The sequence below is a fragment of the Erythrobacter aurantius genome, from assembly GCF_023823125.1.
Classification (GTDB): Bacteria; Pseudomonadota; Alphaproteobacteria; order Sphingomonadales; family Sphingomonadaceae; genus Erythrobacter; species Erythrobacter aurantius.
On sequence record NZ_CP090949.1, the window covers coordinates 2,435,360 to 2,455,424 of the forward strand.

Consider the following 20,065-nt stretch of genomic DNA (forward strand, 5'->3'; position numbering starts at 1 on the left):
CAACCGGAAAACTGGTTTGTCAGAGCGAGGCGATAACCTCGTCAGCCAGCGCCTTGTCAGCCGCACCATCATGCTTTTCGGCGATGATCGTGCGCGATGCGGCGGCAGCGGCATTGGCGGCGCTGGCGCGGACGCCATCCACAGCTTCACGCTCTGCTGCGGCGATCTTGTCTTCGGCCATGCGCTTGCGCCGGGCGACCATCGCTTCGCTGTCGGCTTCGGCCTTGGCGAGGATGGCGTCTGCTTCGCGGCTAGCGCCTTCCATCATCGCTTCGGCGTCCTTTTCTGCCGATGCGATCTTGGCGGCGTATTCGTCGCGCAGCGTTTCCGCTTCGGCGCGCAGCGCCTTGGCTTCGTCAAGCTGCTGGCGGATTTCGGCGATCTTGGCATCGAGGCCGCCGGTGATCATTCCGGGAACCTTCTTCCACACGAACACCGCGATCAGGATGAGCATCGCGAGCGACACCCACTGATAGGAATCGATCCCGAAGGCCGAAGGGCCGTCAGCAATGGTCAGGGCGATGATATCAGACATTGGCGAGCGCCTTCTTCACGGCGGATTTTGCAGTCCGCTTGTCGATCTTGGCCCCCGCGAGACGGGCGACGATGTCCTGAGTGGCTTCCGCCGCGACATCCTCGACCTCAGCCATCGCCGCTGCACGCGCCGCGTCGATATCGGCCTCGGCCTTGGCCAGCTTGGTATCAAGCCGCTTTTGTGCCGCTGCCAGCTTCTTTTCCGAAGCGACGGCCGCCTTGGCCTTGGCTTCGGCAATCACGCCTTGCGCCTTGGCACGGTTTTCGTTCTCGCGTTTGCGCCAGGCTTCTTCCTGAGCGTCTGCCGCATCACGGGCGGCCTGCGCAGCGGCAAGGTCGTCAGCGATCTGCTTGTCGCGCAGAGCAACGGTGCCCATCACCTTGGGCACCATTCCCCGTCCGATAACGAAGAAGGTGATGCCGAAGAAGAACAGGAGCCAGAAAATCTGGCTGGAGTAGGTTTCGGCTAGCTGGGCTATCTGAGGCATGGACTATGGTCCCGCGAGATGTGTCTTGAAAAAACCTTGCGAGGGCCGGCCTGGCGCGTGCGCCGGCCAGCCCTCGCCAAACCTTGCGTCGATCAGGCGACGAAGATCAGGATCATGGCGACGACGAACGCCAGCAGGCCGAGAAGTTCGGCTGCGGCGAAGCCGATGAACAGACGACCCTGCTGACCGTCGGCAGCGCCCGGATTGCGCAGCGCGCTTTCGAGGAACGAACCGAAAACGTTACCCACGCCAATCGCGGCCATACCGGCACCGATTGCTGCGAGGCCTGCGCCGACGAGCTTGGCTGCTTCTGCTTCCATTGTAAAAACTCCTTGAAAATCAAAACTGTTGGAAAGGTAAGTTGAATAAACCCAATTGTGATTGGATCAGTGGAGGTGCTCTGCGTCGTTGATGTACAGCGACGTGAGCAGCGCAAAGACGTATGCCTGAATGCCAGCCACCAGAATTTCCAAGGCGCTGATGGCAATCATCAGGGCGAAGCTAGGCAGGGCGACGATCAGGGTGGTTCCGATGCCGTAATTCGCGCCATCGATGACAAAGCTCGACAGCACTTTCAGCAGGACGTGACCCGCCATCATCGCCACGAACAGACGCAGGGCTAGGCTGAACGGGCGGATCAGGAACGAGAACAGTTCGATCAGGAAGATCGCGGGAATCATCGGCGCTGGCGTGCCGTGCGGCACGAACAGCGTGAAGAACTTGATCCCGTGCTTCGCAAAACCGACGATCAGGACGATCGAGAAACTGATGGCGGCCAGCACACCGGTGACGGTGAAGTGGCTGGTGAAGGTGAAGGCGTGGACGCCCGGAATGATACCGACGGGCAAAAGGCCCAGCAGGTTCGCGAACAGGATGAACATGAACAGGCTGAAGACGTAGGGCACATATTTGCGCCCTTCCTTGCCGATGTTCGCTTCAAGCATGTCGTCTATGAAGCCGGTGAAGGTTTCCACCGCCATCTGCCAGCGGCCCGGAACCAGCTCACGCTTCATGCCGCCGAACACGAACACCCACAGCAAAACCGTGGTGATCGCCATCCACATGGCGGAGTTGGTGAACGCGATATTGAAGCCTGCAATGTCCCAGCTTTGGCCGAACAACGGCTCGATGTGGAACTGCTTCATCGGATCGACTTTGGCTTCTTCGCCTGCCACGATCTCTTGTATCCCTGGTACCTGTAAAACGCGCCCCGAATATCCAGACCTTGTCAGGATGGATCGTCAGGGCGAGTGTTTGCCGCACGAATGATGTTTCTGAAGGCCACGCCTATTCCGAGGAACAGACCGGCCAACAGACCCCAGGGCAGCGTGTCGAAGACCCAATCAAAGAGCCATCCCATCACGCTGCCACCAAGAATACCGCCCAGAAGATCGGCCAAAGCGCGGTTTCCGGCGCGATAATTCGCATCGGTTGCCTGCACCTTTGGCCGGTTGCGCTCTTCTTCACGCTCGCGTGCGGCTTTCAGCCGCGCTTCGAGCGCGTCGATCCGCGCATCCTCGGCGATGGATTCTCGGGCGGGTTTCTCGTCGCTCATGCTAGCTTCCTGTAACGGCAAGCGAGGCACGCAGCGCAAAGGTGCCCGCCGAGGGCGCCTGCCCCCTAGAAGAGGGCAAAACCCGAGTCAATGGTGGGCTGTTGCTGTTTCCGCATGCCACCCGGCAGCCAGAGAAACCGAGGGCGAAATTACGGGCAGATCGACAGCCGCTCAGGCGGAGCGTCAGTGCGGGTTTTCCAGCTGCCATCGGGCGCCTGATACTTCTCACCCGGAGTAGTCCGGGCAATCGCCTGACACCCGGCGGTGATCGCATATTGTTCAAGCGTCGCGTTGTTTTCCTTCGCCTTTTCCGCATAGACCGCCCGGCGACGAATGTTGATATCGTCCACCATGCGCTGCAAGTCGGGCGTCGCCTGTCCCGTTATGCCGAGATAGCCATCGGTCTGTTCGCCCACGCTGCCGTTGGCGCGCGCCGCGGCATAGACCGGATCGCGCTGCGCCTGAGCCGGAGCAGCCAAGGCTGCAAAACCGGCCAATGCGACCATTCCTGCCATCGCCAGTTTGCGACTGTTCTTCATCTCAATTCCTCCAGCCTCGCGGCCGCCTCATGCGCGGATCAGAAAATATCCGCATTCTCGTCAATCGTGTTGCTGGCGTCTTCCGCCAGTCGATACAGCACTTCCGCCCGGATGTTGATGTCGAGCTGGATCACAATCGGATCCTCCGGCGCGGTAATGTTGATGCACCCGCTTAGCGAGAGCGCACCTGCCATCCCCAGGCCTGCTTTCATCACACCGGGCATCGCCCAGTAACCTTTCATCCCGAACCCCCTGCGTGGCCTCCACCCGGTTTTGGCAGGGGTGCAGGGAACGGTCAATTTCGGCAGCATCATGGCTGGTCCTCGCTTTCTGGAGGTTGAACGGCGGGTTCATCGCGCCGCTGGTTTTCGTCGGAAGGGCCGGGCGCATCGGGTGCCGTCGGCGCAAGCACCGCGCCATAGACGCCGAGCCGTTCGCGAATGTCGTCGCGATCGAACACGCGCGGATCGAACAATCCGCGTACGATGGTGGCGAGCAGGTAGAAATTGTCGGATCGCACATTGATCGCAAAGCGTATCGGCAGTTTCGCGATCCGCCGGGTGATGAAGTTCTGGCTTGAGCCTTCACCCTGCCGGATACCGTCGATCTGGAAACGGGTAACGATCTCCCCGGCGAGGCTTCCCTCCAGTTCCACCGCCATCTGGCGATAGTCGAGCGATCGCAGCGTCTGGAACGCAAAATTGCCCATCGTGCCCAGATCTTCGTAGGTCAGTTCGCCGACATAGGCGACATTCCCACCCGGCGGGCGGGCGATCAGCAAGCCGTTTCGGATGAAGCCGTTGCCATCCTGGTCGAAGAAAATCGGGATTGTGCCGTCAAACTTGCCGGTCGCGCCGAGATTGGTCAGCTCCATCTGCGTCACGAAAGTCGCGGCATCCAGCGCGATCAGCTCGAAAATGTAGTTCTGGCCACCCACTCCGCCATAGGTCACCTCGGTCGGACGCAGGATCAGCTCGCCGCCCATGAACGGCCAGCGCGCGTCCTCAATCCGGATCGTCTCGCCATTTTCCATCGAATAGATGACGCGCCCCTCCAAAGCCTCGATCCCCGGATTGACCGAGGCGATCTCCAGCACTTGCGAAGGCGCCGTGGTAAGGCTGATGAGATCGGTAAAGGTGATTTCCCCGCGCACACCGCGCACCGGGCCAAACGCGGCCGCGAAATCGAATCCGTCCGAGCGGAACACGCCGGAGGAGGTTACGTCATCTGCGTTCCAGTCGATCTGCCCTTCCCCGTCAATCCGGCCTTCGGCTGCCGCGATCACGCCGAGCGCGAGCGGGATAAGATCGGAGGGCTGAAGCCGGTTGTTGAAGCGCAAGCCGTCAACGGTGATGCGCGCCCCGCCCGTCGCCTTCTCAAGATCATGCGACAGATCGACACGGGCGATCCGCGCGCGCGATCCAGGGTGAACCAGATCGCTGCGCGCGGTAATGAATCCATCGACGAAATCGAGCCGCATGTCTTGCCCGATCAGCGGGTTGAAGCGGGGCCCGTTACGCAGGGCTGGGTCGGGCCGGTCGGAAAGGCTGAATGACCCCCCTTCCAAGCGGAGCCCGCCCTCTCCGAGCCGCCAGCTGGCCGTTGTCCCGGTTATATCGAGTGGAACGGCGGGCAGGTGCGCGTCGAGCCCGGCGATAATTCCGCCATAATCGCCACCCTCAAGTGCGTCGAACTCACCTTCGAGCGCATCGGCGTTGAAGCGGTAAGCTTCCGGCCCGTCACCCAGAGCGATTTCGGTGCCATACACCCCGAAGCGTCCCGGATAGAGCCCCACGGCACGTTCAATGGCGATGTTGACCGGTGATCCGTCCAACACGCCGGCAAGCACTAGATTATCGGTTTGAGCAGCGATGCTCAGATCATCGGCATAGGTGAGTATGGCGTCCGAATGCAGCGGACACAGTTTGACGGAGCGCCCGCTGAGCATCGCGCCGCTCATCGCCAGCGCATCGACACTGATCGCGGCGCAATCGCGCCAGAGCTTGACGCCCCCCGCTTGAGTCCAATCCCCCTTCAGCGGCACCGAAAGCCCGCGCACCGATCCGCCGGGGATCGCACCTTCTGCCTTTGTGATTCCGTCGAAAACGACTCGCCCCTTGCGATCCTGCCGCAGTTCGAGCACGGGCACGGATAGTGCATCTGTACCCACGCGATACTCGTCCAAGCTCATCCTCAGCGCGAGATCGCCGCCGCGCACCTGCTCCATCCGCCCTGAAATGGTCGGCAGGTCCTGCCCGCCGCTGCGGAAATTGCCTGCGAACCTGTCTCCCTTGCTGGTGTAGCTCGCGCGCGAGACAGCCAGCACCGTTTCGCCCGCGGCGCTGCGCAAACGCGCTTCGGGAATGATCGCGCTCACCCCGTCCGCGTTCCATCGCATGGTGGTGTTCGCGCCCAGCGACGCTCCGGCGAGCGCCCGATCAAGCCCCCGTTCCAAGCGGGTTGCCAGCGCACCGATCAGTGACCCGCTGCCGGCATCGCGAATGGAGGCCAGAGCCGCGCTTTGCCCCGCTTCGACGCGCGCGCCAGAGCCGCTGATTTCAACATCCCACGCCCCCTCTTCCAATGCGGCATCGGTGCGCAGCGCGCCCTCAATGGCGAAATCGGCCAATGCCAGACCGGGCGCTTGCAGCCGCTCGCCTGCAATATCGTGATCAATTCGCAGCCTCCCCGCACCGTCCGTGGGGAAGCTCCATTTGAGATCGACATTTCCCGACACCCGCTCGGCAATCGCTTCCGCAAAGCGAGCATTCACACCCGCGAGATCAAACCGCGCATCGATCGATTCAAAACTGTCTGACAGCGAAAGATCGGCCGCAATGTCCGCCGACGCAAGCCGCGCCCCCTGGCATTCAACCTCGCGCAGCCGGAGCGGCCCATCAAAGGCAGTCGAGCCAGAATCGGTTTCGATCTGGCCATAAAGAGTGGCGGTGCCAGCGCGGCAATCTTCGCTGCCTACGCCCGGAGCGGTGACGGCCAGCATCCCCTTGAAGCCGTCATCAATTGGTCCCGCGCCATCCAGCTTGGCAGCGAAGCGCCCGTAGTCGCTTTCAATCAACGCCCGCCCGTCGCGGATCGCGACATCAAGCGCAGGCAGGCCGGGGGACTCGTCGCTGTCGGCATAGATCACCCGGTCAAGCGATCCGAGGCTGAAGGTCCCATCGCTGAACGAGCCATAGAGCCGGGGGCGCACCATTTCGATGCGCCCGATGCTTGGCGCGCCGAGCGAATAGACAATACCGACGCGCACCTCTTCGGCGGTCAGATCGGGCGCCGAAGGATCGCCGATCACCAGATTCCGGATTATCTGCTGCCCCGTCCCGATCTCGACAATCTCGTAGCTGGCGGGAAGATCATAGGTCGCCAGCGCATTGTCGATCAGATTGGCGGCAATCCGCTCTCGCTGAAGCCAGGCAATCGCAAAGGTGCCTGCAATCACCAGCAACAGAATCAGGCTGATGCGCCACCGCCAGCGCTTTGGCCAGAGGCCGCGGGCAGGCGCCGCTTGCGAATGCGCGGCATCAGGGGGCGGTGCTGCGGCTGTCATGCTCTCCACTTGCCAGATTGCCCTGCAAAGGCAATGAAAGGTCTTTGAAGAACCAGTGGTGAGGCGCAGATTGCCACAGTCTGAAGACAGTTTCGATTTCGGCGATGAAAATGCGTCGCCTTCACCTCCCGTTTCGGATTCGGGCAAGCACGCTGGCATGGGCCATCGCGAACGCTTGCGTCAGCGACTGCTCAAAGGCGGGGCGGAGGCGCTGGCCGATTACGAAGTGCTCGAATACCTGTTGTTCGCCGCGATCAAGCAAGGCGATACCAAGCCGATTGCGAAGGCCCTGCTCAAACAATTCGGATCATTGGCCGGTGTGCTCAATGCCGATCCCGCCGCGCTCCAGCGGGTGAAAGGTGTAGGCGAAACCAGCGCCGCCGCGCTCAAAAGCGTGGCTGTCGCCGCGCGCCGCATGGCACGCAGCGAAGTGATCGCGAAACCTGTGCTGGGAAGCTGGCAGGCCCTGCTCGATTACTTGTCCATCGACATGGCGCATCTCACGGTCGAGCGGGTGCGGGTGCTTTATCTCGACACGCGCAACCGCCTGATCGACGATCATCACGTTGGCGACGGTTCGATTGACGAAGCCGCGATCCATCCACGCGAAGTCATCCGGAGGGCGATGGATCTGGGCGCGACCGCGCTGATCCTTGTCCACAATCACCCCAGCGGGAATCCGGAGCCGAGCCGGGCCGACATCCAGATAACGCAGCGCATCGCCGAGGCCGGCCGATTGCTGGGGGTCACAGTCCACGATCACGTGATTGTCGGGCGCGAAGGGCATGTGTCGCTGCGGGCAAAGGGGCTGATCTGACCTTCAGGAACCCGTGATCAGGCGCACGCCCGAATGCTGCGCGAAGAAGTTCCACGCCCAGTTGACCACCACCGTAATCCGGTTGCGCGTCCCCGTCAGGAACCCGACATGGACGAGGCCCCAAAGCCACCATGCCGATGCCCCCGACAGCCTGAAGGACCCGAAATCGGCCACCGCCGACTTGCGCCCGATTGTCGCAAGGCTGCCCTGATGCCGATAGGCAAAGGGGCCGGGACACGGCCTTCCCAGCAGTTCCGCCTCGATCACGCGGCTGACATACATCCCCGCCTGTTTCGCAGCGGGAGCAAGGCCCGGAACCGGATCGCCATTCCATGCGTGGCTGAGCGCGGTATCGCCGATTGCGAACACATCCCCGATCGGCTGACCGTCTGCGCCGATCACCCGAAGGAGGCCGTTGACCTCCACCCGGCCCGCTCGATCAGTCTGCGCGCCAAGCCACCGCGCTGCAGGAGATGCCGCCACGCCTGCCGCCCAGAGGACGGTTTCCGTCTCGATCACCGCATCCTCGCCCATCTTCACATGAGCCGAAGCGATTTCGGTAACGCGGCTGCCGGTGCGGATTTCGACTCCCAGTTCCTCCAGTGAACGGGCCGCTTCTATCGACAAGGCTTCGGCAAACGCCGGAAGGATACGCGGCCCCGACTGGACGAGGATGACGCGCGCGCTAGCAGGATCGATGACCCGGAATTCGCGCTCCACGCTTACCTTGGCAAGTTCGGCAATCGCGCCGGCCAGCTCCACTCCGGTGGGCCCCGCTCCGACAATGACGAAGGTAAGAAGACGCCTCGCCCTTTCGGGATCGCCACAGGCTTCGGCTTCTTCGAAGGCGTTGAGGATGGATGAGCGGACGGCGACCCCGTCTTCAATCGTCTTTAGCCCCGGTGCGTGAGCGCCCCATTCATCGCGCCCGAAATAGCTGTGCGTCGCGCCGGTAGCGATGATCAGCCGGTCATATGTCACGCTGCGACCATCGCCATAGGACACGGAGCGCCCAGCCGCATCGATCGCACTCACCTCGCCCTTTACGACGCGCACATTGCCGTCGCCCTTGAAGAGACTGCGGATCGGCACCGCGATGTCGGCGGGGTTCAGCGTGGCGGTAGCGATTTGATACAGCAGCGGTTGGAACAGGTGATAATTGCGCTTGTCGATCACGGTAATCCGAACAGGCAGGCGCTTCAGGCGCGCCACTGCTGCCAGCCCGCCGAACCCCGCCCCGATCACCACGATATGCGGCCAGTGCGCAGGGATTTCGGAATAGTCGCGATCGAACAAGATGTTCTTTTCTAGCCACGCGAGAATGGCCCGGTCCACCGAAAGCACTCCCGCGCCCTTGGCTTCGTAGATCGCAAGGAAAAGGAAGGGGAACAGCGTCACATCGGGATGTGCGCCGGTTAACATGTAGGCCCCGATCAGAAAGAACAGGCCATAGGAGACAATCACCGCGCCGAAACCAGTGATGAAGAACGCGGCAGTGATCAGGGCCAGCCACGTCGGAAATCCGGCGAAGATCGTGGTCGGCAGCCACGTCTGCACAGCCACGGGTAAATCGATGAGATGGGTGTGATTGAGCAGGCTGGCGGCCAGCCATATCCGCACCAGCGCCATGAACAGGGGAGCAAGCGCTTCTCTTGACCACTCGCCTGCACCGATGATCGGGCGGGCCAGCGGCAAGGCGCTGCTTTTCAGACCTGACGACAGCGCCCGATCGATCGAGAACAGCGCCGGGCCATGAAGGGCATACCATAGCAGCATGGCGGCCACGATCAGGTTGGTCGTCGTCGGAACGTAGACTGCCTGACTCAGTAGTGTGAGCGCCGCCATTGTCAGAGCGGCAGGCCGGGTCATCAATCCGGCGATCAGCAGGACCGGCCCGACCAGTTCGATTGCGAGCCCGATGGATGCCGCCGTTGCCGGTTCCATCCATGCGACCGGATATTCATTGGCCGCAAGAAACACCGCAGTATCCCAATCCGCCGCCTTTACGATGCCGGATCGCAGGAACCACAGCGCGATGAAGAACCGGATCGCCAGATCGCTGAAGGGCCAGAACGTCTCGGTCCCTTCGAGGTACCATTTGGTCCACCGGCGCAAGGTCACCCTGACGAATGGCGGGTATCGTTCTTCCTGAAGTCTCGATGACGTCGCAGCCGACGCATCTGAACCCGCTCCGCTTTGCCGGGCAGAATTCGACATATTGCGTTCCTCCTGCCTTACCTTTCGCGACGAAGCTCCGCCGGGTTACAGCCGGTCAGAAGTCCGGGCCCGGTTCGGGAAAAGGTTGGCACTTGCACGCCCTGCCCCTTGCCAATCGGCCCTTGCGCGAATAGCCGCGCGTCAAAGCCGTCTGCCCGTTCAATTCCGCCACAAGGATCGCCAGCCATGGTCCCCCGTTATGCCCGCCCCGAAATGTCCGCCCTGTGGGAGCCGGAAGCCAAATTCCGCATCTGGTTCGAGATCGAGGCGCACGCCACGCAAAAGCTTGGCGAAATGGGCGTCGTCCCGGCAAGCGCGGGCAAGGCCTTGTGGGACTGGTGGGCGACCAATCCGAAGATCGACGTCGAGGCGATCGACGCGATTGAAGCCGTTACCAAGCACGACGTGATCGCATTCCTTACGTGGGTGGCCGAGCAGGTCGGCGGCGAAGCGCGCTTCATGCATCAGGGCATGACTTCATCGGACGTGCTCGACACGACGCTGGCGGTGCAGCTGGCGCGTGCCTCGGACATTTTGCTGGCTGATCTTGACTCGCTTCTGGCGGCGATCCGCGTCCGTGCCGAAGAACACAAGTTCACCCCCACCATCGGCCGCAGCCACGGTATTCATGCCGAACCCGTTACCTTCGGGCTGAAACTGGCGCAGGCCTATGCCGAATTTGACCGCTGCAAGCAGCGCCTGATCGCCGCGCGCGCCGAAATCGCGACTTGCGCAGTGTCGGGTGCAGTCGGTACTTTCGCCAATATCGACCCGGAAGTGGAGGCCTATGTCGCCGAGCAACTGGGCCTGACCCCTGAGCCGGTCAGCACACAGGTGATCCCGCGCGATCGCCACGCGATGTACTTCGCCACGCTCGCGGTGATCGCGGGCAGCATTGAACGGCTGGCGGTAGAAATTCGCCACCTGCAGCGCACCGAAGTGCTTGAGGCGGAAGAATACTTCTCGCCCGGCCAAAAGGGTTCAAGCGCCATGCCGCACAAGCGCAATCCGGTGCTGACCGAAAACCTCACCGGCCAGGCGCGCATGATCCGGGCCTATGCCATGCCCGCGCTGGAGAATGTCGCGCTGTGGCATGAGCGTGATATCTCGCACTCCTCGGTGGAGCGCTACATCGGCCCGGATGCGACCATCGCGCTCGACTTCGCGCTCGCGCGGCTGACGGGCGTCGTTGAAAAGCTGCTGGTCTACCCCGACCGGATGCAAAAGAACCTCGATGCTATGGGCGGGCTTGTCCATTCGCAGCGCGTGCTGCTGGCGCTGACGCAGGCCGGTGTCAGCCGCGAGGATGCCTACAGGCTGGTCCAGCGCAATGCGATGAAGGTGTGGGAATCCTCGGGCGCGCTGTCGCTGCTTGATCTGCTCAAGGGCGACGAGGAAGTCACCGCCGCGCTTTCCGATGCCGAGCTGGAAGAGAAATTCGACCTCGAATACCACTTCAAGCACGTCAACACGATCTTTGCGCGGGTGTTCGGCTGACGCTGCTGGCTGGACTCGGGCGACAAAAGCCGTAGGCTTCTAGCGAAAGAGAACAGACCAAGAGGGGGTCGAAACCAGTGCAGATCATCCGCACCATTGTCTGGGTCCTGATCCTGTTCGGGATCATGACCTTTTCCTTTTTCAACTGGGACACGGTGGAGGTGAACCTGTGGGAGAACCTCGTGCTGGAAACCAAGGTTCCGGTGCTGGTGATCGTCGCCTTCCTGCTCGGCATCATGCCCATGTGGCTGTACCACCGCAGCGTCAAATGGAGCCTTGGGCGCCGCATTCGCAGCCTCGAAGCCTCGATCAAATCGACGGCACTGGCGCATCGCACCGAAACGCCGTCGCCGACCGCTGCCGCGCCTGTGGACAAAGCTGCGGATGAAGCGGCAAAGCCTGAGGATATCCTTTCCCCGACACCGCCATCGACAGGTGACAATCCCGCATGAGCAATCCGGTCTACCTCGCGCTTGACGTTCCGCAGATCGAACCGGCCAAGGCGCTGATCGAAAAGGTCAAAGCGCACATCGGCGGGATCAAGCTGGGGCTGGAATTCTTCTGCGCCCACGGCGGCCATGGGGTGCACGAAATCGCGCACATGGGTCTGCCGATTTTCCTCGACCTGAAATTCCACGACATCCCTAACACCGTTGCAGGCGCTATGCAGGCGATCCACGTCTATGAACCCGCGATCGTCACCGTCCACGCGAGCGGCGGGCGCGCGATGATGGAGGATGCCAAGGCCGCCGCCGCCGAAGGTTGCAAGGTTGTCGCCGTGACTATGCTCACTAGCCTTGATGAAACCGATCTTTCCCGCACCGGCGTATCGGGCACGCCGCATGATCACGTCATGCGCCTTGCCGAACTGGCGCATACCGCCGGACTGGATGGCATCGTGTGTTCGGGGCAGGAAGTGAAGGAGGTGCGCCGCCAGTGGAAGGACGGGTTCTTCGTCGTCCCCGGCCTGCGCCCCGCCGGATCGCTTACCGGAGATCAGAAGCGCACTGTCACCCCGCGTCAGGCGCGCGACGATGGCGCGAGCGTGCTGGTGATCGGCCGCCCGATCAGCCGCGCCGAAGACCCCGAAGCCGCCGCCCGCGCGATCGAGGCGACGCTCTGACAATTACTGCGGTGCGGCCTCCGGCTCGCCCTCGATAATACGCTCCGGCAGGGTGATCGCGTCCGTCGGCACGGCGACGAAATTGGGCGAATCGACATTCCACCCCACCAGTCGCGTATCGTCACCGTTGCCCCGAAAGGTGAAGGTTTCGGTGCCCTCGCCTTTTTCGAAAACCGTCTTCATCGTCACCACCGTGGATGTAACGCCATTGTTGGTGTTGATGTTGAAGCCGGCGCGTTCGCTCGAGGAAACCTTGCCCATCTTGTCCGTCACCAGTGCAACAAGCTGGTTCATCTCGTCAATCGAGGTAACATCGCGAAATTCCTGTGAGGTAAGCCCGTAAAGCGTGCGCGCATCGCCTTCGTTATAGGTCGCGTGCCATTTCTCGATCTTCGTCTCTGACTGCTCTAGTTGCGCCATCGGATTGCAGGCGGAAAGCAGCGCGGCGGCAACTACGGCAAAAGCGATTCGGATAAACATGGCGGACCCCCGATTTGAACGTTTCGCCCGCGTCGTTCCTGCATATTCAGCCAAAGCGCAAGCGCATCCTTTCGCCTTCGCCTTTATGCGGTTAGGGCGTTGGCCATGCTGATAAAGATTTGCGGGCTTTCCACGAACGAAACCCTTGCCGCCGCGATCGACGCGGGCGCGACCCATGTGGGCCTCGTGCATTTCGAGCCGAGCCCGAGGCATGTCAGCCTTGAGGATGCCGCACGGCTGCGGGCGCAGGTGCCGCAAGGCGTCAAGGCGGTGCTGCTGCTGGTCAATGCCAATGTCGAGACGACCGGGCGCGCCATCGATCTCGTGAAGCCTGACGTGGTGCAGTTCCACGGCAAGGAAACCCCCGAATGGATCGCCGCCGTCCGCACACGGGCCGGGGTCGAGACGTGGAAGGCGCTGGGCGTGCGCAGCGCGGATACGCTGGCCAATGCCGCCCGGTTCGAAGGCGCGGTGGACCGCCTGCTGTTCGATGCCCCGCCGCCTGAAAAGGCCACCGCCCTGCCAGGCGGCAATGGCGTGGGCTTTGACTGGAGCCTGCTGAAACATCACGCCCACCGCCTGCCCTGGGGCCTTGCCGGGGGGCTCAATCCCGCCAATGTCGCCGATGCCATCGCTGCGACAGGCGCGCCGCTGGTTGATGCGTCATCGGGGCTTGAAAGCGCGCCGGGGATCAAGGATGTGGACTTGATCTGCGCCTTCTGCAAAGCCGCGCGCGAAGCTTGAGATTATTATGACCGAAAACACCCCTAACTCCTTCCGCACCCAGCCCGACGAACGCGGGCATTTCGGCGAATTCGGCGGACGCTATGTCGCCGAAACGCTGATGCCGCTGATCCTCGATCTGGAGCGCGAATACCGCGCGGCGCAGGCCGATCCGGCCTTTGCCGCCGAATTCGACGATCTGATGAAGCATTACGTCGGCCGCCCCTCCCCGCTCTATTTCGCGGAACGGCTGACAGAAGCTTTGGGTGGCGCGCAAATCTGGTTCAAGCGCGACGAGCTGAACCACACCGGCGCGCACAAGATCAACAATTGCATCGGCCAGATCCTGCTGGCGAAGCGCATGGGCAAGACCCGCATCATCGCCGAAACCGGCGCAGGCCAGCACGGCGTGGCGACCGCAACCGTCTGCGCGCGCTTCGGCCTGCCTTGCGTGATCTACATGGGTGCAGAGGACGTGAAACGGCAATCGCCCAACGTCTTCCGCATGAAGCTGCTCGGCGCGGAAGTCGTCCCCGTCACCAGCGGCGGAGCGACCTTGAAGGACGCAATGAACGAGGGCTTGCGCGATTGGGTCGCGAACGTCCACGACACCTTCTACATCATCGGCACCGCCGCAGGGCCGCATCCCTATCCGGAGATGGTCCGCAATTTCCAGAGCGTGATCGGCACCGAAGCGCGCGAACAGATGCTGGATCGCGTGGGCCGCCTGCCCGATCTGCTGGTCGCCTGCATCGGCGGCGGGTCGAACGCGCTGGGGCTGTTCCATCCCTTCCTCGACGATCCGGACGTGAAAATGCTCGGTGTCGAAGCGGCAGGATACGGCCTCGACGGCGATCAGCACGCGGCAAGCCTTCTGGGCGGTTTCCCCGGCGTGCTCCACGGCAACAAGACCTATCTGCTGCAGGACGAGGACGGCCAGATCACCGAAGGCCATTCGATCAGCGCGGGGCTGGATTATCCCGGCATCGGCCCGGAGCACGCATGGCTCAAGGAAACGGGCCGGGTCGAATACACCGCCGTCACCGACGACGAGGCTCTGGAAGGCTTCAAGCTACTTTGCCGGACCGAGGGAATAATCCCCGCGCTGGAGCCGTCGCACGCCATCGCAGCCGTCGCCGACCGCGCCAAGCAGATGAGCAAGGACGAGATCATCCTGATGAACCTGTGCGGACGCGGGGATAAGGACATCTTCACCGTAGCGGAGAAGCTGGGAGTGGCGATGTGAGAATAGCCGGATACGTGCTGATTGGCCTTGGCTTCGCGACCGCCCTGCTTTGGAATTGGGTTGGACGCGAAAGCGTTGGGCTCATGGCTGTTTTCGGAGTATCGATGATTGCTGGACTTCTGCTGCTATCGGTGAACGCAATCGTCCGGCTCTCACGAGGTGATCTACAACTGCGTCCGATCGCTGCCCTTAAGCGCGCCCCGCTTATTTTTGTAATCATGATTGTAGTATATGCGCTGGCCGGCGTCATCTTTCCAGCAACACAAATCGATTGGACCGAGACCTTGGTGAAATGTGCGATCATTTCGTCGTTGATGGCTATCTACTTTAGCGCATATCGAAAGCCAGCATGACCCGCCTCTCCTATGCTCTCGTCACCCACCAAAAGCCCTCTCCCCTTCAGGGGAGAGGGTTGGGAGAGGGGGATGCGTGACGCTTCCTCGCTCAAACACGCTCAAGCCATGCGCAAGGATATGCCGGAGCCGGAAAGACGTCTTTGGCTCGAACTCCGGGCAGCTCGCTTCCAGGGCGTCAAGTTTCGCCGGCAGAAGGTGATAGGAAGGTATATCGCGGATTTCGCATCAAACGATCCGAAGCTTGTGATCGAGCTGGATGGTGACAGCCACGCTGGTCGTGAGAGTTACGACGACGCACGGACCCGGTTCCTCAAAGAACAAGGATACCGGGTGATCAGATTTTCGAATTCTGAAGTGATGGGGAATATGGAGGGTGTTCTGGTCAGGTTGGCGGAAGTTTTTGCGGAAATGGGATATTCCCCTCTCCCAACCCTCTCCCCTGAAGGGGAGAGGGCTTAGTCCTGACCCGCTGTCCTACTCGCACCCAAGATGCCATAGAGCCGACATGACCAATGCCTCACCTCACCTCAATGATTCTAACCCCAGGACAGTGTTCCATGTGTTCCATCCTGTAGGATTCCACACCTCGAAATGACCCGCCTCTCCACCGCCTTCTCCGCCCCGCACCCCGCTTTCGTCGCGTTCATCACCGCTGGCGATGGGGACACCGCCGCGAATCTGGACGCGCTTGTCGCGGGCGGCGCCGATGTGATCGAGCTGGGCATGCCCTTCACCGATCCGATGGCCGATGGCCCTGCGATCCAGAGCGCCAATCTGCGCAGCCTTGGTGCAGGCACCAAAACCGCAGACGTGCTGCAAATCGCCGCCGATTTCCGCGCACGGCACCCCGACGTTCCGTTGATCCTGATGGGATACGCCAACCCGATGATCCGGCGCGGTGCGGAATGGTTCGCCGATGCCGCGCACAAGGCGGGCGTTGATGGTGTCATCTGCGTCGACATTCCGCCGGAGGAAGACGGCGAGCTCGGCCCGGCCCTGCGCGCAAAGGGCATTGCCCCGATCCGCCTCGCCACCCCCACCACCGATGCGGCGCGTCTGCCGCAAGTGCTCGAAGGGTCAGGCGGGTTCCTCTATTACGTCTCCGTCGCCGGGATCACCGGAAAACAGCAGGCCGCAATCGATTCGATCGAAGGCGCGGTTTCGCGGATCAAGCAGCACACCGACCTGCCCGTCGCGGTCGGCTTTGGTGTGCGCACTCCGGAACAGGCCGCAGAGATCGCCAAGGTCGCTGACGGTGTCGTGGTCGGCTCCGCCTTCGTCGATCTGGTCGGCGAATTTGGCAAGGACGCCCCGGCCAAGCTACAAGAGCTGACTTCGGCCATGGTCACCGCCATGCGCGCCGCAGTCGCATAAGGGATTACGCATGAACTGGTTCACCCGCGTCCGCAATTCGCTCGGCTTTGGCGAGACGAAGAAGACGACCGAAAAAGACCTCTGGATCAAGTGCAAGAGCTGTCAGGAAATGCTCTTTGTCGCGGAGTACGAGGAAAACCTCAGCGTGTGTCCGCGTTGCGGCCATCACGGCCGGATCGGCGGGGATGCGCGCCTGCAACTGCTGCTGGACGAAGGATTCGAGCTGTTGCCGCAGCCGCAGGTCGAGGAAGACCCGCTCAAGTTCAAGGACACCAAACGCTACATCGACCGGCTGAAGGCCGCGCGCGCGGCGAGCCCGCACGAAGACGCCTTCATCGTCGGATCGGGCGAGATCGAAGGGCATCCGGCGGTTGTCGGGGTTCAGGATTTCAGCTTCATGGGCGGTTCGATGGGCATGGCCGTGGGCATGGCCTTCTGCGCCGGGGCCGAACGCGCGCTTCGCCGCAAGTGCCCCTATATCGTCGTCACCGCAGCGGGCGGTGCGCGCATGCAGGAGGGGATTCTCTCGCTCATGCAGATGCCGCGCGCGACCGTGATGACGCGCCGGCTGAAGGCGGCGGGCCTGCCTTATATCGTGGTGCTGACCGATCCGACCACGGGCGGCGTCACCGCCAGCTATGCCATGCTGGGCGACATCCACATTGCAGAACCCGGCGCACTCATCGGCTTTGCCGGCCAGCGCGTGATCCAAGACACCATCCGCGAGCAATTGCCCGAGGGGTTCCAGCGCGCCGAGTATCTGCACAAGCACGGCATGGTTGACATGGTCGTGCCGCGCCATGATCTGAAAGCGACGCTGGCGCAGGTGATCGATTATCTGCAACCAGCCGACGCGGCTGCCTAGTTCGCAATGGACTTTGGCCGTTCGGACGATCCGCGTGTTCAGGCGCAGCTGGATCGACTGTCCGCATTGAGCGTGCCGCAAGGGCGGCTGGGGCTGGAGACGATCACCGCGCTGATGGAGCGGCTGGGCAATCCCCACCGCAAGCTGCCGCCGGTGTTCCATGTGGCGGGGACGAACGGCAAGGGATCGACCTGCGCTTTCCTGCGCGCGATGCTGGAGGCGGAAGGATACCGCGTCCATGTCACCACCAGCCCGCATCTGGTGCGCTATAATGAGCGGATCAGGCTGGCGGGCCGGCTGATCGAGGACGGGCCGCTGGCGGAGTTGCTGGAGGAGGTTCTCGATGCAGGCGAGGACCTCGGCCCCAGCTTCTTCGAAGTCACCATCGCCGCCGCGTTCCTCGCGTTCAGCCGCACCCCTGCCGATGCCTGCGTGGTAGAAGTCGGCATGGGCGGGCGCTTCGATGCGACCAATGTGCTGGAGCCGGAGGTGCTTGCGGCATGCGGGATCGCCGCGCTGGGGATGGATCACGAGCGGTTCCTGCTGGCGCCAGAGGAAGGCGTGCCAACCGACCCAATGGCGCGGATCGCGTTTGAGAAAGCTGGGATCGCCAAACGGGGCGTGCCGCTGGTGACGATGGGACAGACCTACACCGAAGCGGTGATCAGGACTATTCGCGCCTCATCGGAGAAGGCCGGAGCGCACCTTCGTAACGCGCCTTACCATTGGTCAGTAAGAGCGCGGTTTGCACAGGGAACGATGCAATTCTCTCGTGATGCGGACGATGAGGAATTTGATTTCCCGCTCCCAAATCTGCCGGGGAAACACCAAGTCCTGAATGCTGGTCTTGCCATCGCGATGCTCAAATCACAGTCGATGATCGGTATGGGCGATGATGCCATTGCAATCGGCCTCCGATCAGTCCGCTGGCCTGCGCGAATGCAGCGGCTTTCGGACGGCCCGCTCACCGCCCTCGCCCCCAATCAGACCGTCTGGCTCGACGGCGGCCACAATCCCAGCGCGGGCGAACAGATCGCCAAGCACTTCGACGGCCCGCTGCACCTCATCCTCGGGATGCTGGACAACAAGAACCCGCGCTCCCTGCTAGATCCGCTGGGCAACAAGGTGCGCAGCCTTTCGATCGTTCCGGTGCCGAACCACGACTGCCATCCCGCGAGCGCCTTCGGCCCCGCTGCCGCGGCGCACGCCGATCTTAAAGAGGCGATGCTCAACGTCCCGGGAGACGAATTACCCATCCTCATCGCCGGATCACTCTACCTCGCGGGCGAAGCGCTGCGGCTGAATGACGAGGTGCCGGGCTAGCCCTCGTCCGGCGCGGGCTCCGTCCCCGCTGTGCCCATCGCCTCATCGACGAGCCCGGTGCGCACCATCCACCAGAACAGGATGATGCCGGGGAATGCCAGCACGGTGGTGAGCAGGTAGAAGTTCACATATCCCACCGCCTCGATCAGCGAACCCGCGGTGGTGCCAGTCAGCAATCGCCCGACAATGCTCGCGCCTGCGCTGATCAGCGCATATTGCGCCGCCGTGAACCTCAGGTCGCACAGCGCGGAGAAGTATGCGACCACAACAACCCCGCCATAGCCGCTGGCGAAGTTCTCGAACCCGATGGCCGCCGCCATGCCGATGTTCGAATGCCCCACTGCCGCCAGCGCCGCAAAGCTGACGTTGGAGATCGCCATCAGGATCAGCGCGATCAGCACCGATTTCTTGAGGCCGAGCTTGGCGTAGATGATCCCGCCGACGAACACCCCGATGATCAGCGCCCAGAAGCCGACGCCGACGTCGTAGATCGCGATCTCGTCATTGGTGTAGCCGAGGTCTTCGAACAGCAGGCGGAAGGTGAGGTTCGCCAGCGTGTCGCCGATCTTGTGGACAAGTATGAACAGCAGCACCAGCCAGCCGCCGTTGCGCCCCAGAAATTCGATAAAGGGATCGGCAATCGCGCGCATTTTCTGCGGGATGGTGGATCGCTCCGCCGGAGGGCGATGGCGTGGTGGCTCGCCCAGGATCAGCGCGGTCAGCATCGCCGGAAGCGCGAACACCGAACAGGCCATATAGGCAATCGACCAGTCCGTCCGCGCCGCGACCACCAGCGCCAACGCGCCCGCCCCCGCAGCGCCGATGCGCCAGCCGTACTGGCTCATCCCCGACCCGACGCCGAGTTGATAGGGTTTGAGCGTCTCGATCCGGTAAGCGTCGATAATGATGTCGAATGTCGCGCCAGCAGCCCCCAGCATGATCGCCGACACCGCGACCCATGCGATATCCTGTTTCGGGTCCGCCAGCGCGAGGTTGAACACCGCTGCGATCACCAGCACCCCGACCACCAGCATCCAGGACACGCGAAGCCCCAATCGGCCGATCACCGGAAGCCGAACCGAGTCGACAATCCATGCCCACAGCCATTTGAAATTGTAGCTGAGGAAGACGAGCGTGAAGGCGGTGACAGTCGATTTCTCGATCCCGTCCTGCGCCAATCGGGTCGTCAGGGTCGCGGCGAGCAGCGCGAAGGGAAAGCCCGAGGACACGCCGAGGAAGAAAGCGGCGAGCGATTCCTTCTCCAGATACGGCTTGATCGCGCCCCACAGGCCCGGCTCTTGGGTTGCGCCGCTGTCGCTCATGCAGCCATGTCCTTTTGAATATCCCGATTTCGTGCAACACT

Annotated in this window: 22 protein-coding genes; 11 read left to right on the forward strand and 11 right to left on the reverse strand. The window is 62.3% G+C overall.

The window, feature by feature from the left end; all coding sequences use genetic code 11:
* Positions 1–19 precede the first annotated feature (19 nt).
* The 8 genes from L1K66_RS11655 to L1K66_RS11690 all read right to left on the reverse strand — a co-directional run bounded on the left by L1K66_RS11655 (position 20) and on the right by L1K66_RS11690 (position 6,681).
* Entirely contained in the window at positions 20–535 is a 516-nt protein-coding gene (locus L1K66_RS11655; RefSeq protein ID WP_034954341.1) for a F0F1 ATP synthase subunit B family protein, read from the reverse strand.
* Complete coding sequence (locus L1K66_RS11660; RefSeq protein ID WP_252258032.1) at positions 528–1,022, reverse strand: F0F1 ATP synthase subunit B family protein; 495 nt, start codon at positions 1,020–1,022, stop codon at positions 528–530. Before L1K66_RS11660 ends, L1K66_RS11655 begins: the two co-directional genes overlap by 8 nt.
* Before the next feature lie 92 nt (positions 1,023–1,114).
* Positions 1,115–1,342, reverse strand: a complete 228-nt coding sequence (locus L1K66_RS11665; protein ID WP_027442220.1) for a F0F1 ATP synthase subunit C — start codon at positions 1,340–1,342, stop codon at positions 1,115–1,117.
* Between the two features lie 66 nt (positions 1,343–1,408).
* Positions 1,409–2,197, reverse strand: coding sequence for a F0F1 ATP synthase subunit A (locus L1K66_RS11670; protein WP_252258033.1), 789 nt, complete (start codon positions 2,195–2,197; stop codon positions 1,409–1,411).
* 53 nt (positions 2,198–2,250) lie between these two features.
* The gene (locus L1K66_RS11675; protein WP_034954345.1) at positions 2,251–2,577 is read right to left on the reverse strand and encodes an AtpZ/AtpI family protein; all 327 of its coding nucleotides are present in this window, start codon (positions 2,575–2,577) and stop codon (positions 2,251–2,253) included.
* A 149-nt stretch (positions 2,578–2,726) separates the two neighbouring features.
* The gene (locus L1K66_RS11680) at positions 2,727–3,116 is read right to left on the reverse strand and encodes a YdbL family protein (RefSeq protein WP_252258034.1); all 390 of its coding nucleotides are present in this window, start codon (positions 3,114–3,116) and stop codon (positions 2,727–2,729) included.
* Between the two features lie 38 nt (positions 3,117–3,154).
* Complete coding sequence (locus L1K66_RS11685) at positions 3,155–3,358, reverse strand: YnbE family lipoprotein (RefSeq protein ID WP_034954349.1); 204 nt, start codon at positions 3,356–3,358, stop codon at positions 3,155–3,157.
* A gap of 68 nt (positions 3,359–3,426) precedes the next feature.
* On the reverse strand, positions 3,427–6,681 hold the full coding sequence (locus tag L1K66_RS11690) for an intermembrane phospholipid transport protein YdbH family protein (protein ID WP_252258035.1): 3,255 nt from the start codon (positions 6,679–6,681) through the stop codon (positions 3,427–3,429).
* Between the two features lie 70 nt (positions 6,682–6,751).
* Here L1K66_RS11690 and radC point away from each other — a divergent pair, with 70 nt between their 5' ends.
* Positions 6,752–7,498: a RadC family protein gene (radC, locus tag L1K66_RS11695; RefSeq protein WP_407931947.1), complete on the forward strand. Its 747-nt coding sequence runs from the start codon at positions 6,752–6,754 to the stop codon at positions 7,496–7,498.
* Positions 7,499–7,501: 3 nt separating this feature from the next.
* On the opposite strand, the gene L1K66_RS11700 is transcribed toward radC, so the two are convergent.
* Positions 7,502–9,715: an FAD-dependent oxidoreductase gene (locus L1K66_RS11700; RefSeq protein ID WP_252258036.1), complete on the reverse strand. Its 2,214-nt coding sequence runs from the start codon at positions 9,713–9,715 to the stop codon at positions 7,502–7,504.
* 186 nt (positions 9,716–9,901) lie between these two features.
* Between L1K66_RS11700 and purB the strand changes: the two genes are divergently transcribed.
* The 3 genes from purB (at position 9,902) to pyrF (ending at position 12,335) form a co-directional block, all read left to right on the forward strand.
* The gene (purB, locus tag L1K66_RS11705) at positions 9,902–11,212 is read left to right on the forward strand and encodes an adenylosuccinate lyase (RefSeq protein WP_252258037.1); all 1,311 of its coding nucleotides are present in this window, start codon (positions 9,902–9,904) and stop codon (positions 11,210–11,212) included.
* 77 nt (positions 11,213–11,289) lie between these two features.
* Positions 11,290–11,664, forward strand: a complete 375-nt coding sequence (locus L1K66_RS11710; RefSeq protein WP_252258038.1) for a LapA family protein — start codon at positions 11,290–11,292, stop codon at positions 11,662–11,664.
* Positions 11,661–12,335, forward strand: coding sequence for an orotidine-5'-phosphate decarboxylase (gene pyrF / locus L1K66_RS11715; protein WP_252258039.1), 675 nt, complete (start codon positions 11,661–11,663; stop codon positions 12,333–12,335). Before L1K66_RS11710 ends, pyrF begins: the two co-directional genes overlap by 4 nt.
* Positions 12,336–12,338: 3 nt before the next feature.
* Here pyrF and L1K66_RS11720 read toward each other — a convergent pair whose 3' ends face one another.
* Entirely contained in the window at positions 12,339–12,815 is a 477-nt protein-coding gene (locus L1K66_RS11720) for a hypothetical protein (RefSeq protein ID WP_252258040.1), read from the reverse strand.
* A 105-nt stretch (positions 12,816–12,920) separates the two neighbouring features.
* On the opposite strand from L1K66_RS11720, the gene L1K66_RS11725 reads away from it, so the two are divergent.
* The 7 genes from L1K66_RS11725 to L1K66_RS11755 all read left to right on the forward strand — a co-directional run bounded on the left by L1K66_RS11725 (position 12,921) and on the right by L1K66_RS11755 (position 18,702).
* Positions 12,921–13,559: a phosphoribosylanthranilate isomerase gene (locus L1K66_RS11725; RefSeq protein ID WP_252258041.1), complete on the forward strand. Its 639-nt coding sequence runs from the start codon at positions 12,921–12,923 to the stop codon at positions 13,557–13,559.
* Positions 13,560–13,566: 7 nt separating this feature from the next.
* Entirely contained in the window at positions 13,567–14,784 is a 1,218-nt protein-coding gene (gene trpB / locus L1K66_RS11730; RefSeq protein ID WP_252258042.1) for a tryptophan synthase subunit beta, read from the forward strand.
* 14 nt (positions 14,785–14,798) lie between these two features.
* Positions 14,799–15,137, forward strand: a complete 339-nt coding sequence (locus L1K66_RS11735; protein WP_252258043.1) for a hypothetical protein — start codon at positions 14,799–14,801, stop codon at positions 15,135–15,137.
* 72 nt (positions 15,138–15,209) lie between these two features.
* A complete protein-coding gene (locus L1K66_RS11740) occupies positions 15,210–15,599 on the forward strand; it encodes an endonuclease domain-containing protein (protein ID WP_252258044.1) in 390 nt (129 codons plus the stop codon).
* 132 nt (positions 15,600–15,731) lie between these two features.
* The gene (gene trpA, locus L1K66_RS11745) at positions 15,732–16,514 is read left to right on the forward strand and encodes a tryptophan synthase subunit alpha (RefSeq protein WP_252258045.1); all 783 of its coding nucleotides are present in this window, start codon (positions 15,732–15,734) and stop codon (positions 16,512–16,514) included.
* 10 nt (positions 16,515–16,524) lie between these two features.
* Positions 16,525–17,379: an acetyl-CoA carboxylase, carboxyltransferase subunit beta gene (accD, locus tag L1K66_RS11750; RefSeq protein WP_252258046.1), complete on the forward strand. Its 855-nt coding sequence runs from the start codon at positions 16,525–16,527 to the stop codon at positions 17,377–17,379.
* Positions 17,380–17,385: 6 nt separating this feature from the next.
* Complete coding sequence (locus tag L1K66_RS11755) at positions 17,386–18,702, forward strand: bifunctional folylpolyglutamate synthase/dihydrofolate synthase (RefSeq protein WP_252258047.1); 1,317 nt, start codon at positions 17,386–17,388, stop codon at positions 18,700–18,702.
* Here L1K66_RS11755 and L1K66_RS11760 read toward each other — a convergent pair.
* A complete protein-coding gene (locus L1K66_RS11760) occupies positions 18,699–20,024 on the reverse strand; it encodes an AmpG family muropeptide MFS transporter (protein WP_252258048.1) in 1,326 nt (441 codons plus the stop codon). The two genes, L1K66_RS11755 and L1K66_RS11760, sit on opposite strands and share 4 nt — an antisense overlap.
* Positions 20,025–20,065 lie beyond the last annotated feature (41 nt).

Excerpts from the sequence above, each read along its gene's own strand:
- pyrF (WP_252258039.1), top strand. The coding sequence starts at position 11,661 with ATGAGCAATCCGGTCTACCTCGCGCTTGACGTTCCGCAGATCGAACCG.
- L1K66_RS11725 (WP_252258041.1), top strand. The coding sequence starts at position 12,921 with ATGCTGATAAAGATTTGCGGGCTTTCCACGAACGAAACCCTTGCCGCC.
- L1K66_RS11680 (WP_252258034.1), bottom strand. The coding sequence starts at position 3,116 with ATGAAGAACAGTCGCAAACTGGCGATGGCAGGAATGGTCGCATTGGCC.
- L1K66_RS11760 (WP_252258048.1), bottom strand. The coding sequence starts at position 20,024 with ATGAGCGACAGCGGCGCAACCCAAGAGCCGGGCCTGTGGGGCGCGATC.
- L1K66_RS11655 (WP_034954341.1), bottom strand. The coding sequence starts at position 535 with ATGTCTGATATCATCGCCCTGACCATTGCTGACGGCCCTTCGGCCTTC.
- L1K66_RS11700 (WP_252258036.1), bottom strand. The coding sequence starts at position 9,715 with ATGTCGAATTCTGCCCGGCAAAGCGGAGCGGGTTCAGATGCGTCGGCT.
- L1K66_RS11685 (WP_034954349.1), bottom strand. The coding sequence starts at position 3,358 with ATGAAAGGTTACTGGGCGATGCCCGGTGTGATGAAAGCAGGCCTGGGG.
- L1K66_RS11740 (WP_252258044.1), top strand. The coding sequence starts at position 15,210 with ATGCGTGACGCTTCCTCGCTCAAACACGCTCAAGCCATGCGCAAGGAT.
- purB (WP_252258037.1), top strand. The coding sequence starts at position 9,902 with ATGGTCCCCCGTTATGCCCGCCCCGAAATGTCCGCCCTGTGGGAGCCG.
- L1K66_RS11690 (WP_252258035.1), bottom strand. The coding sequence starts at position 6,681 with ATGACAGCCGCAGCACCGCCCCCTGATGCCGCGCATTCGCAAGCGGCG.
- L1K66_RS11660 (WP_252258032.1), bottom strand. The coding sequence starts at position 1,022 with ATGCCTCAGATAGCCCAGCTAGCCGAAACCTACTCCAGCCAGATTTTC.
- L1K66_RS11755 (WP_252258047.1), top strand. The coding sequence starts at position 17,386 with ATGGACTTTGGCCGTTCGGACGATCCGCGTGTTCAGGCGCAGCTGGAT.
- trpA (WP_252258045.1), top strand. The coding sequence starts at position 15,732 with ATGACCCGCCTCTCCACCGCCTTCTCCGCCCCGCACCCCGCTTTCGTC.
- trpB (WP_252258042.1), top strand. The coding sequence starts at position 13,567 with ATGACCGAAAACACCCCTAACTCCTTCCGCACCCAGCCCGACGAACGC.
- L1K66_RS11720 (WP_252258040.1), bottom strand. The coding sequence starts at position 12,815 with ATGTTTATCCGAATCGCTTTTGCCGTAGTTGCCGCCGCGCTGCTTTCC.
- L1K66_RS11665 (WP_027442220.1), bottom strand. The coding sequence starts at position 1,342 with ATGGAAGCAGAAGCAGCCAAGCTCGTCGGCGCAGGCCTCGCAGCAATC.
- accD (WP_252258046.1), top strand. The coding sequence starts at position 16,525 with ATGAACTGGTTCACCCGCGTCCGCAATTCGCTCGGCTTTGGCGAGACG.
- L1K66_RS11675 (WP_034954345.1), bottom strand. The coding sequence starts at position 2,577 with ATGAGCGACGAGAAACCCGCCCGAGAATCCATCGCCGAGGATGCGCGG.